Here is a 20,851-nt window from a genome sequence, read left to right on the forward strand (position 1 = left end):
GGGCATGTTTCGAGCCCGACTCTCGCGGGCATGAAAGGATTCTCCATGAGCGGTATCAACGACTACATCGACAGCGAAGTGAAGGGCAACGACGTGGTTCTCTTCATGAAGGGCACGCCCGGGTTCCCGCAATGCGGATTTTCCGGTCAGGTCGTGCAGATCCTCGACTACATCGGGGCCGACTACAAGGGCGTGGACGTGCTGACCTCGGCCGAGCTGCGGCAAGGTATCAAGGAGTACTCCAACTGGCCGACGATTCCTCAGCTTTACGTCAAGGGTGAATTCGTTGGCGGCTGCGACATCATCCGCGAGATGTTCCAGGCAGGCGAACTTCAGACGTTCCTCGTCGAAAAGGGCGTGAGCGTCAAAGGCGCCGCCTGACGAGCACGTCGGGCACTTCGCCAAGCTGATTACCTCCCCGGTATCGGGGTACAAGACGAATGAATGCGCCGGTGCGCCGGCGCTTTTTCGTTTGAAGATCGGACTTTGCCGTGGATCAGCATGCACAAGCGCCGCAACAGGTAGGTGCCTTGCCTATTCCGCGCTGGGAATTCATCGCCCTGTGCGCGGCATTGATGGCGCTCAACTCGCTGGCCATCGACATCATGCTGCCGGCGCTGCAGCAGATCGGCGCCTCGCTGGGTGTGGAGAATGAAAACCACCGCCAATATGTGATTGCCGCTTATATTCTGGGCTTTGGCGGTGGACAGCTCTTCTTCGGACCGATCTCGGACCGCTTCGGGCGCCGTGCTCCGCTCGTTGTCGGGCTGGTGATCTATGTCGCGGCAGCGGCTGCGGCGGCAATTGCCCCGACATTCGCCATCCTTATCCTGTGCAGGGTGGTGCAAGGCATCGGCGCCGCGGCCACACGCGTCATCGCCGTCTCGATCGTGCGCGACACTTTCGACGGCCGGCGCATGGCCGAGGTCATGTCATTGATCTTCATGGTGTTCATGGCCATTCCGGTCGTCGCCCCCGGCATCGGTCAGTTCATCATGCTGTTCGCGACCTGGCACGTGATCTTCATCACCATGGCGGCCGGGGCGCTGATCGTGTCGGCGTGGGCGCTGCTGCGCTTGCCCGAAACGCTGCATCCCGAATATCGCAGGCCGCTGACGGCCGAATCCATCATCGGCGGCTTCCGCATCGTGCTGACCAATCGCATGGCACTTTGCTATGCCTTTGCCAGCACTTTTGCCTTCGGCGCGATGTTTGGCTTCATCAACTCGGCGCAGCAGATCTATGTCGGCGTCTTTGGCGTCGGCGAGATGTTCCCGGTGATTTTTGCAGGGATCGCCGGCGTGCTCGCCTTTTCGAACTATCTGAATTCGCGCCTTGTCGGCCGCATCGGCATGCGCAGATTGTCGCAGAGCGCGCTGCTCTTGTTTCTGGCCATCAGCCTCGCCTGGCTGATCGTTTCCATCCAAATGAAGATGCCGCTCTGGCTTTTCATCACCTTCTTTGCCTGCGCGATGGTCCCGTTCGGCGCACTCGGTGCGAATTTCAACGCGCTCGCCATGGAGCCGCTCGGCCAACTGGCCGGCACGGCATCGTCCATTCTGGGTTTCATGCAGACCTTCCTCGGCGGCGTGCTCGGCACGCTGATCGGCCAAGCCTTCAACGGCACGGTGACGCCCTTGGCCGCCGGATTCTGCAGCGTTTCGCTTGGCGCATTGGTGATGGTGCTGATCGCCGAGAGCGGCAAATTCTTCCAGCCGCAAAACCCGCCGGTTTAATGCCGGACGCGCTTTAGGATGCACCCCCACTCGCTACTGTGAAGCGAGGGAACAGCATACGCCCTGCGATCGCTCCACCCATGCTGTCCGAAACGGGCAGTGGCAGGGCCTTGTCGAGAGCCTCGAGGACTGAAGCCACGAATGCCCGGTTAAGCGTGGCATCATTCCCTAGACGGGAGTAAGTGGCGCGAGGCTTGCCGATAAGTGTGCCGTTTCGGCGAATTGAGAACTGCAGCGTCAGGGTCATGCCCGCGGTACCGGGCGGCGGCTCCCAACAGGCGACGATCGCGGAGAACATCTCGTTTACGGTGTGGACGGGATCGGGACTGCGACATGCACGTTCCTGCGATCTTGCCTCGTTCGGACCGACAACCAAGGCCAGGGCAAGCGCCAGTGCGACAATTGCGGACCGAGGTTTCATTTCGGGTCTCCGGTTTCGCGCGGACAAATGTAATGTAGGCGAATTTTTTGACAAAAGCCTCCATCGATATCAGCCTGTCGTATGAATCTTTCAGACGCGATGCGCGTTTAGTGACGCGCCATGCCGGCGTCGACATTCAACGTCTGGCCGGTGATCCAGCGCGCATCATCCGAGGCCAGGAACGACACCACGTCGGCGATATGTTCCGGCTGGCCCTTCCCCTTCATCGCCTGCAGCATCTCGACGAATCCGAACGCCTCGTTGTGCCGGCTCGCCTTGACGCCATCGCTCACCCGGCCGGCCTTGCCCGCTGCACGCATCTGGTCCGTTCCTGCGCGGCTGACGATAAAGGTGCCGGTCAGATTGACGTCGATGATCTTGCGCCAATGATCGAGATCGACATCGTCCCAGGCGACGAACGGCGCGATGCTGGCATTGTTGACCAGAATATCGATGCCCCCGGTCAGCGCCTGTATCTCGGCGAAGAGTGCCTTGACCGATGCAGGATCGGAAATGTCGGCGGCGATCGCCTTCGCTTTTCCGCCGATCGACCCGGCCGCGGTTTCGGCGCCTTCCGCGTTGATGTCGCTGACGATGACGGTCGCGCCATCGGCGGCCAACCGCGCGGCGATCGCCTTGCCGATGCCTTGTGCGGCCCCGGTAACCAGGGCCGTCTTTCCCGCCAGCCGTTCAGTTATGAAAACGCTCCCTCAATTGTGATCTGGTGATTTTCTGGTTCAGGTGTCGGCGTCGATAATTGCCAGCGCCGCGTCGATTCCTTTGCCGACCGCGAGTTCCTGGCCCAAGGAATTTATCGCGCCGCCAAGTGCCGTCAGCGCCGCGATCGCATAGATCGGCTGGGCGGTCGGGCCCATATGGCCGATGCGTGTCAGCTTGCCCAATGTTTCGCCGCGGCCCGACGAAAACATCACGCCGTAGCGGGCGCGCGCCGCCTGGCGAAGCGCCTTCTCATCGATCCCTTGTGGTATCCGGACGGCAGTCGTGGTTGGCGATGCAATATTGTCGCTGGCGGCCCAGATCGACAGACCCATGGCGGCGACGCCCGCGCGCATGGCCTTGGCGGTCAGCGCGTGGCGCGCCCACACCGCTGCCGGTCCCTCGTTGAGGTAGAGGTCGAGCGCGACGTTGAGCCCGTTCATCTCAGCGACGGACGGCGTGAATGGAAACGGCTTGTCCTTCGACCAAGCATGCTCCCAGTCGACGATGCTGAGCATCGACGCGCGTGGCGCCAGTGGATTTGCCTTCATTTTGGCCCAGGCGCGCTCGCTGACGCCCATCATCGTGAGGCCGGGAGGCGCGCCGAGGCATTTGTTCGGGCCGGTGACGTAGATGTCGGCCTTGCAATCCTCAGGATGCGTTTTCATGCCGCCGAAGGACGAAACGGCATCGACGATTAGATAGGCGCCATGCGCCGAAACCAGCGCGCCGATGGCGTCGATCGGGTTGATGGTGCCCGAAGGCGTTTCGTGGTGGCAGACGGAAACGATGGTGATTTCCGGATGCGCTTCCAGCATTGCCGCAACCGCCTGCGGGTCGATCGCCTCGCTGTAGGGCACCTCGATTTCGAGGAGTTGCGGCGAATAGCGCTTCGCCCAATAGCCAAACCCCTTGCCGTAGACACCGGAGGCAAGGTTGAGCACGACGTCGTCGGGCGTGATCAGGGAGGCTGCGCCCGCCTCTAGGCCAAGAACCGGCTCGCCATGGAGAATGACCGGCCTGTTCGACAGCCGCATTGCCTTCTGCGCCTTGTCGACCACACCCTCGTAAAAGAGCTGGAACGCTGGGTCGTAGTCGTAGAGCACGGTGCGTCCGAGGCCGCGCAGCACATCGGGATAAGCATTCACCGGCCCCGCGGTGAGCGTGATAACCGGTTCGGCGTGTTCGAGATAGCGCATGGTCTTTGTCTCCGCATTGGCGGCGGTCAGCCGTAGAATTGCATGCCGGTCCGATGGTCTTGAAGTTTTCCATGTCGTGCGAATACATATCGGTCACCATGCAGTGCTCGACGAGTGGTGCGACGTGGAAGTTCTGCCGGGATCAGCGGTGCAGTCGGACGCCGACCTTGACGCCTTCATCGCGAGCGCCGCCTCCACACATCATCATCCTGCCGGCACGTGCAGGATGGGCGGGGATCAGACGCCGTCGTCGACCCGGATTTGCGGCTGAATGGCTTCGACAACGTCTCCATCGTCGACGCGTTGCCTTCGATCCCGAGCGGACCGATCAACGCCGCCATAGTCGCCATCGCGGAAACCTGGGCGTCAGTTCCGTCTAGTGCATGTTCCCCGGCCAGCCTATTCCGCCCAGAGTTCGCGGCGCAGTTCGCGCCAGCTTTCCTTGTCCGGTGCGACAAGAAGGCCACCTCCGACATGGGAAGGCAGATAGTCGCTGCCATCGAAACGCGCGGCGTAACCACCTGCCTCGGCATGGATCAGCACACCGGCCAGATGATCCCACGGCATCAGCTTGTTGTAGACGACGAAGTGGGCGTGGCCGCTCGCCAGCAGGCGGTATTCGTGAGCCGCGCAGCGGTAGCCGAATTGCGACAAGGATTTCGTCTGGTTGCGCGCCAGCCGTGACCGGTCCGGCTCAGGCATATATTGCCAGGAAACCGCGCCGGTCATTGCCGAGATCGGCACAGGCTCGGCGACATGCACCTTCTCAAGGGTGCCATGCGCATGCCGTATGTGGCTGCCCGCACCCTTGGCGCCGATCAGCCAGTCCTTGCCGACGGGATCGTGAATGATGCCGGCGACGGTCTCGCCCTTCACTACGACGCCCAGCATGACGCCGAACAGCGGCACGCCGGAGGCGAAATTGAAGGTGCCGTCGACCGGATCGATGACGAAGGCGAGATCGGCTTCGCCGAGACCCTGGAGCAGCGACGGGTCGTCGGAGCAGGCTTCCTCGCCGACGATCATCGCCTGGGGGTAGCGCTCACGCAGCCTCACTGTGATGAGCCGCTCGGCATTCACGTCGGCCTGCGTCACAAGGTCGGCTGCCGAGGTCTTCTGGCGGACCTCGCCCTCATCCAGCCGTCGAAAGCGCGGCATGATCTCGGCAGTGGCGGCGTCAGACAGAAGCTTGGCAAGCCAGTCGATCGCGGTATCGTCAAATGTCATCGGGAACGTCTTGCCGTGTAAGGGTTTCGTTGAGGGCGGCGAAATCGAAGAGTTTGCGATCGAGCAGATGCGAAGGCCGCACATTGGTCATGGCGTGGATCATCGTGTCCTTGCGGCCGGGCATGCGCTTTTCCAAGTCGTCGAGCATCGCCTTCATCGCATTGCGCTGCAAGCCGTCCTGGCTGCCGCACAGATCGCACGGGATGATTGGGAACTTCATGGCGCCCGCGAATTTTTCGAGTTCGGCCTCGGCGCAGTAGGCGAGCGGCCGCAGCACCATGACGTCGCCGTCGTCGTTGAGCAGTTTTGGCGGCATGGCTGCGAGTCGACCGCCATGGAACAGGTTCATGAAAAAGGTTTCGAGAATGTCCTCGCGGTGGTGGCCGAGCACCAAAGCCGAGCAGCCCTCCTCCCGCGCGATGCGGTAGAGATGGCCGCGCCTGAGCCGCGAGCACAGCGAACAATAGGTGCTGCCCTGGGGAAGCTTGTCGGTCACCACCGAATAGGTGTCCTGATATTCGATGCGGTGCGGAATGGCGTATGTGTTGAGATAATCGGGCAGAATGTGTTTCGGAAAATTCGGCTGGCCCTGGTCGAGATTGCAAGCCAACAGGTCGACCGGCAGCAGCCCGCGCCATTTGAGGTCGAGCAGCAAAGCGAGCAGACCGTAGGAATCCTTGCCGCCGGACAAGGCGACGAGCCAGCGATCGCCGGGCCTCACCATCGAAAAATCGTCGATCGCCTGACGGGCGAGACGCAGCAGCCGCTTGCGCAGCTTGTTGAACTCGACGGAGGACGGCACATCGGCAAACAGCGGATGAAAGCCGCCTGCGGCATCGGCGATCGGTTCGAGTGTTTTGGCGTCTGGCAGCATGTTCATGGCGCGTCGGCCTCAAAATCCTTGTTGCTGCCCGGATTAGCGCATCGGCCCGATAACCGAAATCGATTTTCGAAAAGGATGATGCGCAAATAGAACGAACCAGAGCGTACTTTGTGCGTCCAAGCGGATGCTAGCATGGCTGACAAAGAAAAGCTGGGCGGACCAAAACCGGACAAAGAAAAGGCCGCCTCGATGGGCGGCCTTCGATGCTGTCGCAGACGGCGCGTTCGATCAGCGCGAATAGAATTCGACGACCAGGTTCGGTTCCATCTGCACGGCGAAAGGAACATCCGACAGCCCGGGGATGCGACCGAAGGTCGCTGTCATCTTGTTGTGGTCGACTTCGATGTAGTCAGGCACGTCGCGCTCGGCCAAGCCTACCGATTCCAGGACGATCACCAGTTGCTTCGACTTTTCGCGCACTTCGATGACGTCGCCCGGCTTGCAGCGGTATGAGCCGATGTTGACGCGCTTGCCGTTGACATTGATGTGGCCGTGATTGACGAACTGGCGAGCGGCAAAAATGGTGGGCACGAACTTGGCGCGGTAGACGACCGCGTCGAGGCGCGATTCGAGCAGGCCGATCAGGTTCTCCGAGGTGTCGCCCTTGCGGCGGTTCGCCTCTTCATAGACCTTGCGGAACTGCTTTTCCGAGACGTCGCCGTAGTGACCCTTCAGCTTCTGCTTGGCACGCAGTTGCAGGCCGAAATCGGAAAGCTTGCCCTTGCGGCGCTGGCCGTGCTGGCCGGGACCGTATTCGCGCTTGTTGACCGGGGATTTCGGGCGGCCCCAGATGTTTTCGCCGAGACGACGGTCGATCTTGTATTTCGCGGATTCGCGCTTGCTCATCGCATTCCCTTTCAAAACAATACACCCGGAACCTCATGGTCCGGGTGAAGGAAACGCGCCCTCCTCTGGCCCCCGTTTTCGAGACCTGACAGGGTTTTCCCACGCAACGCGGCGGAAAACCCACGGGACACGTCATTCTTGACAAGACCCGAGGGAAGAATAGAGCGGCTTCCCAAACGTCTTGCGCACATAGAGAAACCACCGGGCGTTGCGGCCCGGTGTTGGTGGGCTGATTAAACGGAGATTTAACTGGTGTCAAGGTCGAGGCGTCGGTGATGGCGGATAACCATTCAGACGCGGGCTGGGTGCTGGACCGCGGCTATCCAACTATGGAATCGCACCCGACCTCCTGCGAATGCGGACGAGCGGCTAGTGCTTTGATTTCTTCTCGGGCAGGCCCTTACGCTTGGTCTCCGCGAATTCCTCGAGCTGCTTTTCGCTCATCGATTTATACATTCCCTTCGAAGCGCCTTTGAGCTCACTCTTTTTGGTATCGCCTCGCTTGGCCGACAATGCCGCTCCTGCGGCTTTCTGCTGGGCTTTTGAAGTGGCTGGCATGATCGTTTCTCCCGTCTTGCAATGAGGGAAAAACGCACCGGTTCGGGTGATGTTCCCGGATATCAGGAAATCGCCAGCCCAAACCCCTGCATCAGGCGGCGAGTCGGGAAATCAACCCGCTTCGAGGTGAAGACAGCAAGGTCGGCGCCGTCCGGCAACGCCTCGCCGCGGTGGCTGGCCTCGGTGTCCGCGAGCAACGAGAGCGCCCGCCGTGCGATCGCCTCGGCGGGATCTAGCCAATCGACCGGCCAAGGTGCTGTCTTGCGCATGCGGTTGGCCAGAAAGGGATAATGGGTGCAGGCAAGCACGACGATATCGGTCCGCAGCGCATCATGTTCGACGAAGCACGGTGCGATCTCGGTGCGCACCGCTTCTTCATCGACAAAGCCTTCGCGCATGTAGACCTCGGCCAGCCCCGCCAGATTGGCGCTGCCAACCAGGCGGACATGGCATTTTTGCGCCCATTTGCCGATCAGGTCGCGCGTATACTGGCGTTTGACGGTGCCTGGGGTCGCCAGCACCGAAACCAACCCGGAGCGGGTGCGTTCCGCCGCCGGCTTGATCGCCGGCACCATGCCGACGAAAGGGTGGCCGGGAAATCTCTCACGCAACGCATCGATGACCAGCGTCGAAGCGGTATTGCAGGCGATGACCGAGATGGCCGGCGAAAAACGGTCGAGCAGCTTGCCGAACAGCTCCAGTACATGTGCCCTCAGTGCCGGTTCCTCCCAAGCGCCATAAGGGAAAGCCGCATCGTCGGCGACATAGACGAAGCGGCGGTCGGGCATCAGCACGCGCGCTTCGCGCAGCACCGTCAGGCCGCCGATGCCGGAATCGAACATCAGGATCGGGCGGGCGTTTGAAGGATCGGTCATTGTCATTGATTACGAGGAAGGAGAGAGGCTGGGGATCACGGCAGGAAGATGGTCGCACATCCGAGGGTCCATCGTTCTAGAATGATGGACCACACCAAATAACATTCGGTTACTTGTGGTTAACTCTAGTCTTTGGGTTTAAGCTTGGTCTTTGTCTGTCGCCTTCGCGGCGCGTGCAGCCGCCGCCGGAAGCCGCCTTGGATCATCGCTTGGCGATCCGTCGCCGCGCGGCATGGCCGGCGAAAACCTGTCCAGGGATGATATTATGCCGCGCAGCACCTTGAGTTCCGGCTCGGCGAAGCCGGCGCGCGTCAGCACCGCGCGCAGATTATCGACCATCTTCGGCTTCTTCGGCGCCGGGCGGAAATAGCCGCGCGCTTCGAGCGCGCCTTCCAGATACGCGAACAGGCCGTGCAATTGTTCCTTGGTCGCCGGCATCATGTCAGGGCTGGAAAAATTGGTTTTCGTCTCATCTTCCAAACCCGACTTCATCCATTCATAGGACATCAGCAGGGCCGCCTGAGCGATATTGAGCGAAGAGAAGGCGGGATCAACCGGGAAGGTGACGATCTCGTCCGCCAGGCCGACTTCGTCGTTGTAGAGCCCGAACCGCTCGCGGCCGAACAGGATGCCGGTGCGCTGTCCGGCTTGCTGGCGCGCCCTCAGCGCCCTGCCCGCCTCGACCGGTCCGCGCACCGGCTTGAAATTATCGCGTGCGCGCGCCGTGGTGGCGAAGACGAAGTTCAGGTCGGCGACCGCCGAGGCCAGATCGTCAAACACCCTGGCGGCATCGATGACGTGGTCGGCCCGGCTCGCGGCAGCGCGCGCCTTTTCGCTCGGCCAGCCGTCGCGCGGCTTGACGAGGCGCAGCTCGGACAGACCGAAATTTGCCATGGCGCGCGCGACCATGCCGATGTTCTCGCCGAGCTGCGGTTCGACCAGGATGATCGCCGGGCCTGTGGCAGGAAGGATGTCGTTGCTGGCTTGCATAATGTCAATGAACTGCTGTTTGCGGCATTTCAGCGTCCCCTGCCATATCCGGCCGCGAAAATGAAGCTTTCACAAAGAGCGGCCGATGGCGCTGGTGAAGTACGCCCGCGCGGATCGCCGTTTGCGCGGCCAAAAATGCTTTGATATACGGGCCGCATCCCCGGCCGAAGCCATGCGGGCAAGGCCGTTCCGATCCCCAACAATGAGGCATTCTTTCCATGGCGAAGATCAAGGTGGCGAACCCGGTCGTCGAACTCGACGGCGACGAGATGACCCGCATCATCTGGCAGTTCATCAAGGACAAGCTGATCCACCCCTATCTCGACCTCAAGCTTGAGTATTACGACCTCGGCGTCGAGCACCGCGACGCCACCAACGACCAGGTGACCATCGAAGCGGCCAATGCCATCAAGAAACACGGCGTCGGCGTGAAATGCGCGACGATCACGCCCGACGAGCAGCGCGTCGAAGAATTCAAGCTGAAGAAGATGTGGAAGTCGCCGAACGGCACCATCCGCAACATCCTCGGCGGCACCATCTTTCGCGAGCCTATCATCATGAAGAACGTGCCGCGGCTGGTGCCCGGCTGGACCAAGCCGATCATTGTCGGCCGTCATGCCTTCGGCGACCAGTACCGCGCCACCGACTTCCGGTTTCCCGGTAAGGGCAAGCTGACGATCAAGTTCGTCGGCGAGGACGGCAAGGTGATCGAGCATGAGGTGTTCGATGCGCCGGCCGCCGGCGTCGCCATGGCCATGTACAATCTCGACGAGTCGATCCGGGAATTCGCCCGCGCCTCGCTGAATTACGGCCTGCTGCGCAACTACCCGGTCTACCTGTCGACCAAGAACACCATCCTCAAGGCCTATGACGGCCGCTTCAAGGACATTTTCCAGGAAGTCTACGAGGCTGAGTTCGAAGCCGAATTCAAGGCGAAAAAGATCTGGTACGAGCACCGGCTGATCGACGACATGGTCGCCTCCAGCCTGAAATGGTCGGGCGGTTATGTCTGGGCCTGCAAGAACTATGATGGTGACGTGCAGTCGGACACGGTGGCGCAAGGTTTTGGATCGCTCGGCCTGATGACCTCGGTGCTGATGACGCCGGATGGCAAGACGGTGGAGGCGGAGGCCGCACATGGCACCGTCACCCGTCACTACCGCCAGCATCAGAAGGGAGAGGAGACCTCGACCAATTCGATCGCCTCGATCTTCGCCTGGACGCGCGGCCTCGCCCATCGCGCCAAGCTCGACGACAATGCCGAATTGAAGCGTTTTGCCGAGACGCTGGAAAGGGTCTGCATCCAGACCGTCGAGGCCGGCTTCATGACCAAGGATCTGTCGCTGCTGATCGGTCCCGACCAGCCATGGCTTTCGACCACCGGCTTCCTCGACAAGATCGACGAGAATCTGCAGAAGGCGATGGCCTGACGGCCAAATGAGATGAGCAAACCCGTCGTCTATGGGGCGGACTACAGCGTCTATGTACGTATCGTCCGCCTCGCACTCGAGGAAAAGGGCATCGACTACGAACTTGTGCCGGTCGACATCTTTGCGGCGGACGGCATTCCGGGCTGGTATTTTGACCATCACCCGTTCGGCCGCATCCCGGCCTTCGAGCACGACGGCTTTCGCCTCTTCGAGACCAGCGCGATTGCCTGCTATGTCGACGAGGCTTTCGACGGACCCGCGTTGCAGCCAGTCGAAGCCCGACCTCGCGCAACCATGAACCAGATCATCGGCATGCTCGACGCCTATGCCTATCGGGCCATGGTCTGGGATGTCGCTGTTGAGCGGCTGGAGAAGACGGCGCCTGACGAGGCTTTGATCGGCAGCGGGCTTCGGCAGGCGAGAACGACCCTACAAGCGCTCTCATCGCTGAAAGCCGAAGGGCCATGGCTGTTGGGAGCGGAACTGACGCTCGCCGACCTGCAGGCCGCGCCAATCATCGGCTATTTCGTCAAGGTCGCCGAAGGGCGGAAGCTGCTGACCGAGTTTCCTGATATCCAGGCCTGGTGGGACCGCATCGCTCAGCGTCCAAGCTTTTCCGGAACTGAAAAGGCAGGATGAGGCGAATGGCAACTGCTCATTCGGGAAGGTAGATTTCCGCCTTCATGAAGGTCTTCGCACGACCTGTGATCAGCACGCGATCTCCAGCCAGATCACATAGCAAATGCCCGCCGCGCTGCGAACATTGGAATGCCTACAGATTCGTCTTGCCGAGTTTTTCAGACCAGTAAGGCACCAGTGTAGCATGAGTGGAGCCGGTCACCGGATCCTCGGGAATGCCCGCTCCGGGCACGAAATAACGCGAGACGAAATCATGGGCTCGCCCAGGGGCAGTAATGACCAAGCCAAGAGGATGAAGGGTTCCGATCCTGAGCAAATCGGGAACGAATGACCGTACGGATGCCTCGTCGGCAAGCTCGACAAACAGGTTTTCGAAGTTGCGGAAGCTCGAAACCGACCCCAGAGGAAATATCTCTTGCAGCGCCTGCATTAATTTCCCGCCCAGCGGCTGCGGCGGAAAGCACGGCAGATCGAGCTGGTAGGCACCTTCCCGTTGGGAAACCCGTAGCTCACCCACCCGCGTGGCAAAAGCCATGTCACCAAGCACATTGTGTTCCGCGGCCAACACATGTGCGGTCGCAAGAGTAGCATGGCCACAGAAGTCGACTTCATTGAACCGGCGTGAACCAGCGCAAATCCCAACCCTCGCCATTCAGCCGCGCAAACGCGGTTTCAGCAAGATTGTTCTCGTTTGCGATGGCCTGCATCACATCGTCCGATAGCCAGTCCTCCAAAATGAGGACGGCAGCAGGGTTGCCCTCGAAAGCCCGTTCGGCAAAAGCGTCGACTTGATACATAGTCAACGTTGCCACATCATCCCCGCTGCCACTTCGGCCTGGCCTTACTGGTGCGGGTTCACGCAGCTTCCAGCGCCGCCTTCACCGCGGCAATCGCATCCTCTGCCTTCGAGGCATCCGGGCCGCCGGCCTGGGCCATATCAGGCCGGCCGCCGCCGCCCTGCCCGCCCAATGCCGCGGACGCCACGCGCACCAGATCGACGGCGCTGAAGCGGCCGGTCAGGTCGTCGGTGACGCCAACCACGACGCTGGCCTTGTTGTCCTCGCCGGCGCCGACGAAGACGACGACGCCGGAGCCGAGCGACTTCTTGCCGGCATCGGCCAGAGGCTTCAAGTCCTTTGGCGCGACGCCCGCTACCGCCTTGCCGAGGAAGCCGACACCGGCAATGGTCTCGTTCTCGGCAGGCACGCCGGCTGGCGAGCGGTCGCCCAGCGCCAGCTTCTTGCGCGCTTCGGTCAGCTCCTTCTCTAGCTTCTTGCGCTCGTCGAGCAGCGCCTCGACGCGGGCCGGCACGTCGGCTGGCGAAATCTTCAGCGCCGCCGCGACCGCCTTCAGCCGCTTGTCCTGCTCGTCGAGATGCTTTCTGGCCGCCTCTCCGGTCAGCGCCTCGATGCGGCGCACGCCGGCAGCGACGGCGCCCTCCGACACCAGCCGAACCAGGCCGATGTCCCCGGTAGCGCCGACATGGGTGCCACCGCACAGCTCGACCGAATAGGGCTTGCCGGCCTTGTCGCCGGTTACCGCGGTGCCCATCGACACGACGCGAACCTCGTCGCCGTATTTCTCGCCGAACAGCGCCATGGCGCCTTCGGCGATCGCGTCGTCGACACTCATCAGCCGCGTCGTCACCGGGCTGTTCTGGACGACGATCTCGTTCGCCATCGCCTCGACGCGTTCCAGCTCTTCCGAAGAGATGGGCTTGGGATGGGAAAAGTCGAAGCGCAGCCGTTCCGGCGCGACCAGCGAGCCCTTCTGCGCAACATGGGTCCCGAGCACCTCGCGCAGCGCCTCATGGACAAGATGGGTCGCCGAATGGTTGGAGCGCAGCCGAGTGCGCCTGACATGGTCGGCCTTTAGCTCGACCGCTTCACCCGTCCTGACGGTGCCCTTGGCGACCTTGCCGAAATGCACGAACAGGCCGTCGCCCTTCTTCTGCGTGTCGGTGACCTCGATGGCAAAGCCTTCGCCCGAAATCGTGCCGGTGTCGCCCATCTGACCGCCGGACTCGCCATAGAACGGCGTCTGGTTGACGACGACGCCGACGCTGTCGCCGGCAACGGCGCTCTCCACTGCAACGCCATCCCTGACCAGCGCCTGAACAATGCCTTCCGCTTGCTCGGTGTCGTAGCCGAGAAACTCGGTCGCGCCCGCATTCTCGCGCACCGCGAACCAGACGGTCTCGGTAGCCGCGTCGCCGGAGCCGGCCCAGCTCTTGCGCGCCTCGGCCTTCTGCCGCTCCATCGCTGCATTGAAGCCGTCGAGGTCGACCGAAACCCCGCGCGGGCGCAGTGCGTCCTGAGTGAGGTCGAGCGGGAAGCCATAGGTGTCGTAGAGCTTGAACGCTGTCTCGCCGTCAAGCCGGTCGCCGCTGCCGAGCGTCTCGGTCGCGTCGGCAAGCAGGCCGAGGCCGCGCGCCAGCGTCTTGCGGAAGCGCGTTTCCTCGAGCTTCAGCGTCTCTGATATCAGCGGCTGGCCGCGCACCAGTTCGGGATAGGCTTGACCCATCTCGCGCACCAGCGCCGGCACCAGCCGCCACATCAGCGGATCACGGGCGCCCAAAAGCTGCGCATGGCGCATGGCGCGGCGCATGATGCGACGCAGCACGTAGCCGCGGCCTTCGTTCGACGGCAGCACGCCGTCAGCGATGAGGAAGCTCGATGCGCGCAGGTGATCGGCAATGACGCGGTGGCTCGCCCGGTTCTTGCCTTCCGCCTTGACGCCGGTCGCCTCTTCCGAGGCACGGATCAGCGCCTTGAACAGGTCGATGTCATAATTGTCGTGCTCACCCTGCAGGACGGCGGCGATGCGCTCCAGCCCCATGCCGGTGTCGATCGACGGGCGCGGCAGTTCGATCCGCTCCGCCTTCGTCACCTGCTCGAACTGCATGAAGACGAGGTTCCATATCTCGATGAAACGGTCGCCGTCCTCATCCGCGCTGCCGGGCGGGCCGCCCGGAATGTCGGCGCCATGGTCGTAGAAGATTTCCGAGCACGGGCCGCAGGGACCGGTATCGCCCATCGCCCAGAAATTGTCGCTGGTGGCGATCCGGATGATCCTGTCCTCCGGCAGCCCGGCGATCTTCTTCCAGAAGCCCGCGGCCGCGTCGTCGGTATGGTAGACGGTCACCAGAAGCCTGTCCTTGGCGATGCCGAACTCGCGGGTGATCAGGTTCCAGGCAAGCTCGATGGCGCGCTCCTTGAAATAATCGCCGTACGAGAAATTGCCGAGCATCTCGAAGAAGGTGTGGTGACGGGCAGTGTAGCCGACATTGTCGAGGTCGTTGTGCTTGCCGCCGGCGCGCACGCATTTCTGCGAAGTCGTGGCGCGCGAATAGGGACGGGTTTCCAACCCGGTGAAGACGTTCTTGAACTGCACCATGCCAGCGTTGGTGAACATGAGCGTCGGGTCGTTGCGCGGCACCAGGGGGCTCGACGCCACGACCTCGTGACCCTCTTTGCGGAAATAGTCGAGAAATGCCGACCTGATCTCGTTGACGCCACTCATGAATACTGCCTTTTCGAGAGAACCGCCGATTGCCGGCGGAAAACAGACATGGCCTTTTAGCGGTCGCACCGCACCCTGTCCAGAAACACGGAATTGCTCCAAACCGTAGCCCTTGCCGGCTGTTCAGAATGACCGGAGCTACCGGCAAAAACGCAAACCGCCGGCCCAGGGCCGGCGGCATAAACACATCGATACACCAACTCAATTCGGGAAACGCGAACTCAAACGGGTAACTTTGACTGGCACAGCCTGTATCTTACATCGCGCCAGCTTCGTCCTCGAAACCGTCGCCGCCGCTCTCGGCGCCGCCATTTTCGAGGAATTTCTCGGCGATCAGCCCGGCATTCTGCCTCAGCGCCAGCTCGATCTCGCGTGCCGTGTCGGGATTGTCGCGCAGGAACAGTTTTGCGTTCTCGCGGCCCTGGCCGAGACGCTGCGAATTATAGGAGAACCAGGCACCGGACTTCTCGACCACGCCGGCCTTGACGCCGAGGTCGACCAGCTCACCGGTCTTGGACACGCCCTCGCCATACATGATGTCGAACTCGACCACCTTGAAGGGCGGCGCCAGCTTGTTCTTGACCACCTTGACGCGGGTCTGGTTGCCGACGACTTCGTCGCGGTCTTTGACCGAGCCGATGCGGCGAATGTCGAGGCGCACCGAAGCATAGAATTTCAGCGCGTTGCCGCCGGTCGTGGTCTCGGGCGAACCGAACATCACGCCGATCTTCATGCGGATTTGGTTGATGAAGATGACCATGGTGTTGGAGCGCGAGATCGAGGCGGTCAGCTTGCGCAGCGCCTGGCTCATCAGGCGGGCTTGCAGGCCGGGCAGCGAATCGCCCATTTCGCCCTCGATTTCGGCGCGCGGCGTCAGTGCCGCGACCGAATCGACCACCAGCACGTCGATGGCGCCGGAACGCACCAGCGTGTCGCAGATCTCCAGCGCCTGTTCGCCGGTATCGGGCTGCGAGATCAGCAGGTTTTCGAGGTCGACGCCAAGCTTGCGCGCATAGACCGGATCGAGCGCGTGCTCGGCATCGACAAAGGCGCAGATGCCGCCCTTCTTCTGGGCTTCGGCCACCGTGTGCAGCGCCAGCGTCGTCTTGCCCGAGCTTTCCGGCCCATAGATCTCGACGATGCGGCCGCGCGGCAGGCCGCCGACGCCAAGCGCGATGTCGAGGCCAAGTGAACCGGTCGGCACCGTTTCTATCTCGACGACCTGCTCGTTTGCGCCGAGCCGCATGATCGAGCCCTTGCCGAAGGCACGCTCGATTTGCGACAGCGCCGCATCCAGAGCCTTTGATTTATCCACTGCTTTGTCCTCTACAAGCCGCAAAGAATTCTGAGCCATGATACATCACCCCTTGGTCGTCAATGAAGGCCGGACAATCCGTAATCCTTATTAATTTGTACCTTTTTTGTTCTCGTCTGGCAAGGGCAGACAAACGATTGAAAAACAAAACAATATCCGGATTTGTTCTTTTTTTGTTTCGTGTTTTCACTCCCGGATGTATTCCGCTAGCCTCGCAGGATCGTGCTGGCATCTTACGAATCGCGCCTTCGGTTGCCGGGTTCCGCCGGACACCCTAGTCTTTGCCCGGCAACAGCAAAGGTCTCCTCCCAGGCATGATGAAGTCGCCGACAATCCTGGCCGTAGGCGGCGCCTATATAGATCGGCGCGGCCAGGTTTCGGGCGCCTTTGTGCCGGCGGCGTCGAATCCCGGCACGATGCGCGAGGATGTCGGCGGCGCCGTCTTCAATGCGCTGCGCGGCGCCGTGCGGCGCGGCGTCTCCGGCTCGCTGCTTTCGGTGCGCGGCGGCGATGTTCTGGCCGACACGGTCTCGCGCGCCATCGCTGCGGCCGGCATTGCCGATCTATCCGTGGTGTTCCTCGATCGCACGACGCCGAGCAACACGACGATAATCGACGGCGACGGCGCGCTGATCGTCGGCCTTGCCGACATGGCGCTCTACGACCTGGCGCTTGCCAAGCAGATCCGCCGTGCCAAGGTGCGCGAGGCGATCAGCACCGCCGATGCGGTCCTGTGCGACGCAAACCTGCCGTCGACCGCGCTGGAGCGACTGGTGGCGCTTGCCGCCGGCAAGCCGGTCTTCGCCCTCGCCACTTCACCAGACAAGGCGGTGCGGCTCGCGCCGGTGCTCGACAGTCTGGCGCTGGTCTTCATGAACCGGCGCGAGGCCATCGCCCTCGCCGATGGCGGTATCGGTGCCGCGGAGCAAGATATCGCCGACGGCTTGAGGCGCGCAGGCCTCAAAAGCGGCGTGGTGACGGCAGATGACGGTCCGGTGCTGGGTTTCGACGAAGCCGGCGCCTTCTCGATCCCGCCGCCAAGAAAGGTCACCGACGTCGCCGCCGATGTGCTGGCGGGCGCTACGGTCGCCGCTCTGTTGCGCGGCCTGACGCTGCGCGCGGCGCTGCGCGAAGGCGTTGCCGCCGCGATGCTCGCCGTCGAGAGCGCCGCCTTCACGAGCGCTATCTTTGCCGAGGCGCTGGCATTCGTGCCCGAGGCGTCAACCTGAAGCGATTATCTTAGGCTGAGCGGCTAGCGGACACACCTATTTGCCGGCGCGCAGCCCCGCCTCATAGGCCCGGCGCGCCCAGACCGCCATCTCATCCGGATCGTCGAAGGCGCTGTCGGGAATGCTCCAATACGGCATGGACACGAGCTTGCCGTGCCGCGAGCCGGTGTAGGTCCATTGCCGGCAGCCGGCCGCTTCGAATTCGGGCGCGCTTTCCGAGTCGGCCTTCAGCATCAATTCGCCACGGATGACGATGGCGACGATGACGCCGTCGAAGTAGATGCCCTTGCCGCCGAACATCTTGCGAATGCTGACCGGGCCGAGGCCTTCGAAAAGTTCGGCAATGCGTTCATTGTCCATGCCGCGATCATGGCACCCGGATTTCCCCTTGTCATCGCCGCAGCCGGCACCATCCTGACAAGTTGAAAACCAATTTCGTCGGAGTTTTTCATGCCGCTTTTGCTCAAAGGGTCCTGCCGGTGCAATGCTGTCCGCTTCGAGGTGGAAAGTCATACGCCGGTGCCGTTCATGTTGTGCTACTGCTCGATCTGCCGCAAGCAGCAGGGCGGCGGCGGTTTTGCCATCAATCTCGGCGCTAATTTCGATACGTTGAAAATCAAGGGCAAGCGCAACCTTGGCGTCTATCAAGCCGAGATCGAGGACGACGAGCATCCAGAATGCGAGATCTCGTCAGGCGAGCGGAATTTCTGCAGGAAATGCGGATCGGCACTGTGGCTCTACGACCCGACGTGGCCGGAACTGGTCCATCCCTTCGCCTCGGCGGTCGACACGGACCTGCCGAAACCGCCTGAAAAGGTGCACCTCATGCTGAAATACAAGGCGAACTGGGTAGAGCCCGAAATCGGCAAGGACGACAAGGTCTTCGATATTTATCCGGAAGAATCGATCGCCGGATGGCACAAACGAACGGGAATGTGGGTGGATTAGGTCCTTCTCCCCGTTTACGGGGAGAAGATGCCGGCAGGCAGATGAGGGCAGCGCAAATGTTGCAGAGGCCGGCTCTGCCCCTCATCCGGCCCTTCGGGCCACCTTCTCCCGTAAACGGGGAGAAGGGAAGATCAGGCCGAAGCGCGCGCCTCGGCCAGAGCCTTCAAATCGGCCGGCTTGAGCTCAACCGATTCGCCGCAGCCGCAGGCCGAGCTCTGGTTCGGGTTGCGGAAAGTGAAGCCGGTGCGAAGCGTCGTCTGCTCGAAATCCATCTCGGTGCCGAACAGGAAAAGTGCTGCCTCGGGCGCGACATAAACGTGGGCGCCGTCGCGCTCGATATGGTCATCCTTGGTGTTGGGCTCGGTCACCAGATCGACCGTATATTCCATGCCGGCGCAGCCGCCCTTCTTGATGCCAAGGCGAATGCCATGCGCATTCTCGCGGGTCGCAACGATCTCGCGCACCCGGTCGGCAGCCTTTTCGGTCATCGTGATGACGGCGAAGCGTCCCATCTTTTCTTTCTCCATTGCGTGCAGGTTCAAGGCCTGCCGAATGATTCCTCACCTAAAATGGTGAAATTCTCTGCCTGGCGCAAGTGCGCCAATCTTTGTCACATCCGGTGCTAATACCAACCCACCGCGACCTGCGCCTCTTCCGACATGCGGTCCGGTGACCAGGGCGGATCGAAGGTCATGGTGACCTCGACGCCGGAAACGCCTTCGACGGCGCCCACGGCATTTTCCACCCAGCCGGGCATTTCGCCGGCCACCGGGCAGCCCGGCGCGGTCAGCGTCATGTCGATCTTGACCGAGCGGTCGTCCTCGATGTCGATCTTGTAGATCAGACCAAGCTCGTAGATGTCTGCCGGTATTTCCGGGTCGTAGACCGTTTTCAGCGCCGAGACGATGTCGTCGGTCAGCCGCGCCAACTCGTCGGCGGGAATGGCCGAGGCGGAAACCAGACCGTTGGCAGTCGTTTCCGACGTGGTCTCAGCGGTGCGGCCTGCATCATCCATGATCGTCACCCGAAGAACTTTCGCGCTTTTTCCAGCGCATCGGCCAAAGCGTCGACTTCGGCCCTGGTATTATACATGCCGAACGACGCCCTGCATGTGGATGTTACGCCGAAGCGTTTCAACAGCGGCTGGGCGCAATGGGTGCCGGCGCGGACGGCAACGCCTTGCCTATCGATCAACATCGACACGTCGTGGGCATGAATGCCCTGCAGCTCGAAGGAGACGATGGCGCCCTTATCAGGCGCATCGCCGAAGATGCGCAGCGAATTGATGGCGCGCAGCCGCTCATGGGCATAATCCTTCAAATCGGCCTCGTGGGCGGCGATGCGCTCGCGGCCGATCCTTTCCATATATTCCAGCGCAGCGCCCAGCCCGATCGCCTGCACGATCGGCGGCGTGCCGGCCTCGAAGCGGTGCGGCGGATCGTTGTACGTGACGATGTCTTGCGTCACCTCCTCGATCATCTCGCCGCCGCCCATGAATGGGCGCATGCGCTCCAACATGTCCTTCTTGCCGTAGAGTACGCCGATGCCTGAGGGACCGTAGACCTTGTGGCCGGTGAAGACGAAGAAATCGCAGTCGAGATCCTGCACGTCTACAGGCATATGCACGGCGCTCTGGCTGCCATCTACCAGCACCGGAATGTTTCTCGCATGCGCGATGCGGACGATCTCCTTGATCGGCGTCACCGTGCCCAGCGCATTCGACATGTGCGTGATGGCGACCATTTTTGTGCGGCCGGTCAGCCGCTTCTCGAACTCCTCGATATGAAAGACGCCGAGGTCGTCGACCGGTACCCATACCAGCCTGGCGCCCTGCCGCTCGCGGATGAAATGCCACGGCACGATGTTGGAATGGTGCTCCATGATCGACAGGACTATTTCGTCGCCCTCGCCGATATTCGGCATGCCGAAGCCGTAGGCGACGGTGTTGATCGCCGCGGTCGTGTTCGAGGTGAAGACGATGTTGTCGGTGCTCGGCGCATTTAGGAAACGGCGTACCGTCTCACGCGCCTTCTCATAGGCGTCGGTCGCGGCATTCGACAGGAAATGCAGCCCGCGATGGACGTTGGCATATTCCTGGGAATAGGCGTGCTGGATAGCGTCGAGCACGGCCCGCGGCTTCTGCGCCGAGGCGCCATTGTCGAGATAGACCAGCGGTTTGCCGTAGACTTCCCGCGACAGGATCGGGAAGTCGCTGCGGACCGCCTCGACGTCGTAGGGAATGTTTTCAACTTTCTGGTCCATCACAATTTCATCGCCTCATTCCGTCCAAGACCCCTTATCCGTCTCGGCGCTACG

At 61.8% G+C, this 20,851-nt stretch carries 23 protein-coding genes; 7 read left to right on the forward strand and 16 right to left on the reverse strand.

The window, feature by feature from the left end:
- Nucleotides 1-45: 45 nt before the first annotated feature.
- Entirely contained in the window at nt 46-381 is a 336-nt protein-coding gene (gene grxD / locus EN807_RS29020) for a Grx4 family monothiol glutaredoxin (RefSeq protein ID WP_029353656.1), read from the forward strand.
- Between the two features lie 155 nt (nt 382-536).
- The gene (locus EN807_RS29025; protein ID WP_189522606.1) at nt 537-1,736 is read left to right on the forward strand and encodes a multidrug effflux MFS transporter; all 1,200 of its coding nucleotides are present in this window, start codon (nt 537-539) and stop codon (nt 1,734-1,736) included.
- A 528-nt stretch (nt 1,737-2,264) separates the two neighbouring features.
- Here the strand turns inward: EN807_RS29025 and EN807_RS29035 are convergent.
- Both EN807_RS29035 and EN807_RS29040 read right to left on the reverse strand, forming a co-directional pair.
- The gene (locus EN807_RS29035) at nt 2,265-2,855 is read right to left on the reverse strand and encodes an SDR family oxidoreductase (RefSeq protein ID WP_135937668.1); all 591 of its coding nucleotides are present in this window, start codon (nt 2,853-2,855) and stop codon (nt 2,265-2,267) included.
- Between the two features lie 39 nt (nt 2,856-2,894).
- Nucleotides 2,895-4,073 carry an alanine--glyoxylate aminotransferase family protein gene (locus tag EN807_RS29040; protein WP_135937669.1) on the reverse strand — a complete coding sequence of 393 codons (1,179 nt, stop codon included), beginning with the start codon at nt 4,071-4,073 and terminating at the stop codon, nt 2,895-2,897.
- Here EN807_RS29040 and EN807_RS29045 point away from each other — a divergent pair.
- Nucleotides 4,072-4,344 (forward strand): GMC oxidoreductase, encoded by a 273-nt coding sequence (locus EN807_RS29045; RefSeq protein ID WP_246684419.1) that lies wholly within the window; start codon nt 4,072-4,074, stop codon nt 4,342-4,344. The two genes, EN807_RS29040 and EN807_RS29045, sit on opposite strands and share 2 nt — an antisense overlap.
- 128 nt (nt 4,345-4,472) lie before the next feature.
- On the opposite strand, the gene EN807_RS29050 is transcribed toward EN807_RS29045, so the two are convergent.
- From EN807_RS29050 to EN807_RS29075, 6 genes are all read right to left on the reverse strand, one after another.
- Nucleotides 4,473-5,300, reverse strand: a complete 828-nt coding sequence (locus EN807_RS29050; RefSeq protein ID WP_135937670.1) for an inositol monophosphatase family protein — start codon at nt 5,298-5,300, stop codon at nt 4,473-4,475.
- Complete coding sequence (gene ttcA, locus EN807_RS29055; RefSeq protein ID WP_135937671.1) at nt 5,290-6,180, reverse strand: tRNA 2-thiocytidine(32) synthetase TtcA; 891 nt, start codon at nt 6,178-6,180, stop codon at nt 5,290-5,292. Before ttcA ends, EN807_RS29050 begins: the two co-directional genes overlap by 11 nt.
- Nucleotides 6,181-6,411: 231 nt before the next feature.
- Nucleotides 6,412-7,029 (reverse strand): 30S ribosomal protein S4, encoded by a 618-nt coding sequence (rpsD, locus tag EN807_RS29060; RefSeq protein ID WP_127317332.1) that lies wholly within the window; start codon nt 7,027-7,029, stop codon nt 6,412-6,414.
- 369 nt (nt 7,030-7,398) lie between these two features.
- Entirely contained in the window at nt 7,399-7,587 is a 189-nt protein-coding gene (locus EN807_RS29065; RefSeq protein ID WP_135937672.1) for a DUF3008 family protein, read from the reverse strand.
- 62 nt (nt 7,588-7,649) lie between these two features.
- Entirely contained in the window at nt 7,650-8,462 is an 813-nt protein-coding gene (gene murI / locus EN807_RS29070; protein WP_135937673.1) for a glutamate racemase, read from the reverse strand.
- 138 nt (nt 8,463-8,600) lie between these two features.
- Nucleotides 8,601-9,452, reverse strand: coding sequence for an RNA methyltransferase (locus EN807_RS29075; RefSeq protein ID WP_135937674.1), 852 nt, complete (start codon nt 9,450-9,452; stop codon nt 8,601-8,603).
- A 218-nt stretch (nt 9,453-9,670) separates the two neighbouring features.
- Here EN807_RS29075 and EN807_RS29080 point away from each other — a divergent pair, with 218 nt between their 5' ends.
- Nucleotides 9,671-10,882, forward strand: coding sequence for an NADP-dependent isocitrate dehydrogenase (locus tag EN807_RS29080; protein ID WP_127317329.1), 1,212 nt, complete (start codon nt 9,671-9,673; stop codon nt 10,880-10,882).
- Nucleotides 10,883-10,894: 12 nt separating this feature from the next.
- On the forward strand, nt 10,895-11,521 hold the full coding sequence (locus EN807_RS29085) for a glutathione S-transferase family protein (protein WP_135937675.1): 627 nt from the start codon (nt 10,895-10,897) through the stop codon (nt 11,519-11,521).
- Nucleotides 11,522-11,654: 133 nt separating this feature from the next.
- Here EN807_RS29085 and EN807_RS29090 read toward each other — a convergent pair whose 3' ends face one another.
- The 4 genes from EN807_RS29090 to recA all read right to left on the reverse strand — a co-directional run bounded on the left by EN807_RS29090 (nt 11,655) and on the right by recA (nt 16,397).
- Entirely contained in the window at nt 11,655-12,173 is a 519-nt protein-coding gene (locus EN807_RS29090; protein ID WP_348640270.1) for a PhzF family phenazine biosynthesis protein, read from the reverse strand.
- Entirely contained in the window at nt 12,130-12,318 is a 189-nt protein-coding gene (locus EN807_RS37695; protein WP_348640272.1) for a PhzF family phenazine biosynthesis protein, read from the reverse strand. The genes EN807_RS29090 and EN807_RS37695 overlap by 44 nt, the downstream gene beginning before the upstream one ends.
- 58 nt (nt 12,319-12,376) lie before the next feature.
- Complete coding sequence (gene alaS / locus EN807_RS29095) at nt 12,377-15,043, reverse strand: alanine--tRNA ligase (RefSeq protein WP_135937676.1); 2,667 nt, start codon at nt 15,041-15,043, stop codon at nt 12,377-12,379.
- 256 nt (nt 15,044-15,299) lie between these two features.
- Nucleotides 15,300-16,397, reverse strand: a complete 1,098-nt coding sequence (recA, locus tag EN807_RS29100; protein WP_135937677.1) for a recombinase RecA — start codon at nt 16,395-16,397, stop codon at nt 15,300-15,302.
- Between the two features lie 275 nt (nt 16,398-16,672).
- On the opposite strand from recA, the gene EN807_RS29105 reads away from it, so the two are divergent.
- A complete protein-coding gene (locus EN807_RS29105) occupies nt 16,673-17,587 on the forward strand; it encodes a carbohydrate kinase family protein (RefSeq protein WP_135937678.1) in 915 nt (304 codons plus the stop codon).
- Between the two features lie 36 nt (nt 17,588-17,623).
- Here EN807_RS29105 and EN807_RS29110 read toward each other — a convergent pair whose 3' ends face one another.
- The gene (locus tag EN807_RS29110) at nt 17,624-17,947 is read right to left on the reverse strand and encodes a TfoX/Sxy family protein (RefSeq protein WP_029353596.1); all 324 of its coding nucleotides are present in this window, start codon (nt 17,945-17,947) and stop codon (nt 17,624-17,626) included.
- 90 nt (nt 17,948-18,037) lie between these two features.
- Between EN807_RS29110 and EN807_RS29115 the strand changes: the two genes are divergently transcribed.
- Nucleotides 18,038-18,535: a GFA family protein gene (locus EN807_RS29115; protein WP_135937679.1), complete on the forward strand. Its 498-nt coding sequence runs from the start codon at nt 18,038-18,040 to the stop codon at nt 18,533-18,535.
- 131 nt (nt 18,536-18,666) lie between these two features.
- On the opposite strand, the gene sufA is transcribed toward EN807_RS29115, so the two are convergent.
- From sufA to EN807_RS29130, 3 genes are all read right to left on the reverse strand, one after another.
- Nucleotides 18,667-19,047 carry a Fe-S cluster assembly scaffold SufA gene (gene sufA / locus EN807_RS29120; protein ID WP_006206001.1) on the reverse strand — a complete coding sequence of 127 codons (381 nt, stop codon included), beginning with the start codon at nt 19,045-19,047 and terminating at the stop codon, nt 18,667-18,669.
- A 110-nt stretch (nt 19,048-19,157) separates the two neighbouring features.
- A complete protein-coding gene (locus EN807_RS29125; RefSeq protein ID WP_127212323.1) occupies nt 19,158-19,550 on the reverse strand; it encodes an SUF system Fe-S cluster assembly protein in 393 nt (130 codons plus the stop codon).
- Nucleotides 19,551-19,555: 5 nt separating this feature from the next.
- Nucleotides 19,556-20,797 (reverse strand): cysteine desulfurase, encoded by a 1,242-nt coding sequence (locus tag EN807_RS29130; protein ID WP_135937680.1) that lies wholly within the window; start codon nt 20,795-20,797, stop codon nt 19,556-19,558.
- Between the last annotated feature and the right edge of the window lie 54 nt (nt 20,798-20,851).

The sequence above is a fragment of the Mesorhizobium sp. M5C.F.Ca.ET.164.01.1.1 genome, from assembly GCF_004792125.1.
Lineage (GTDB): Bacteria > Pseudomonadota > Alphaproteobacteria > Rhizobiales > Rhizobiaceae > Mesorhizobium > Mesorhizobium wenxiniae.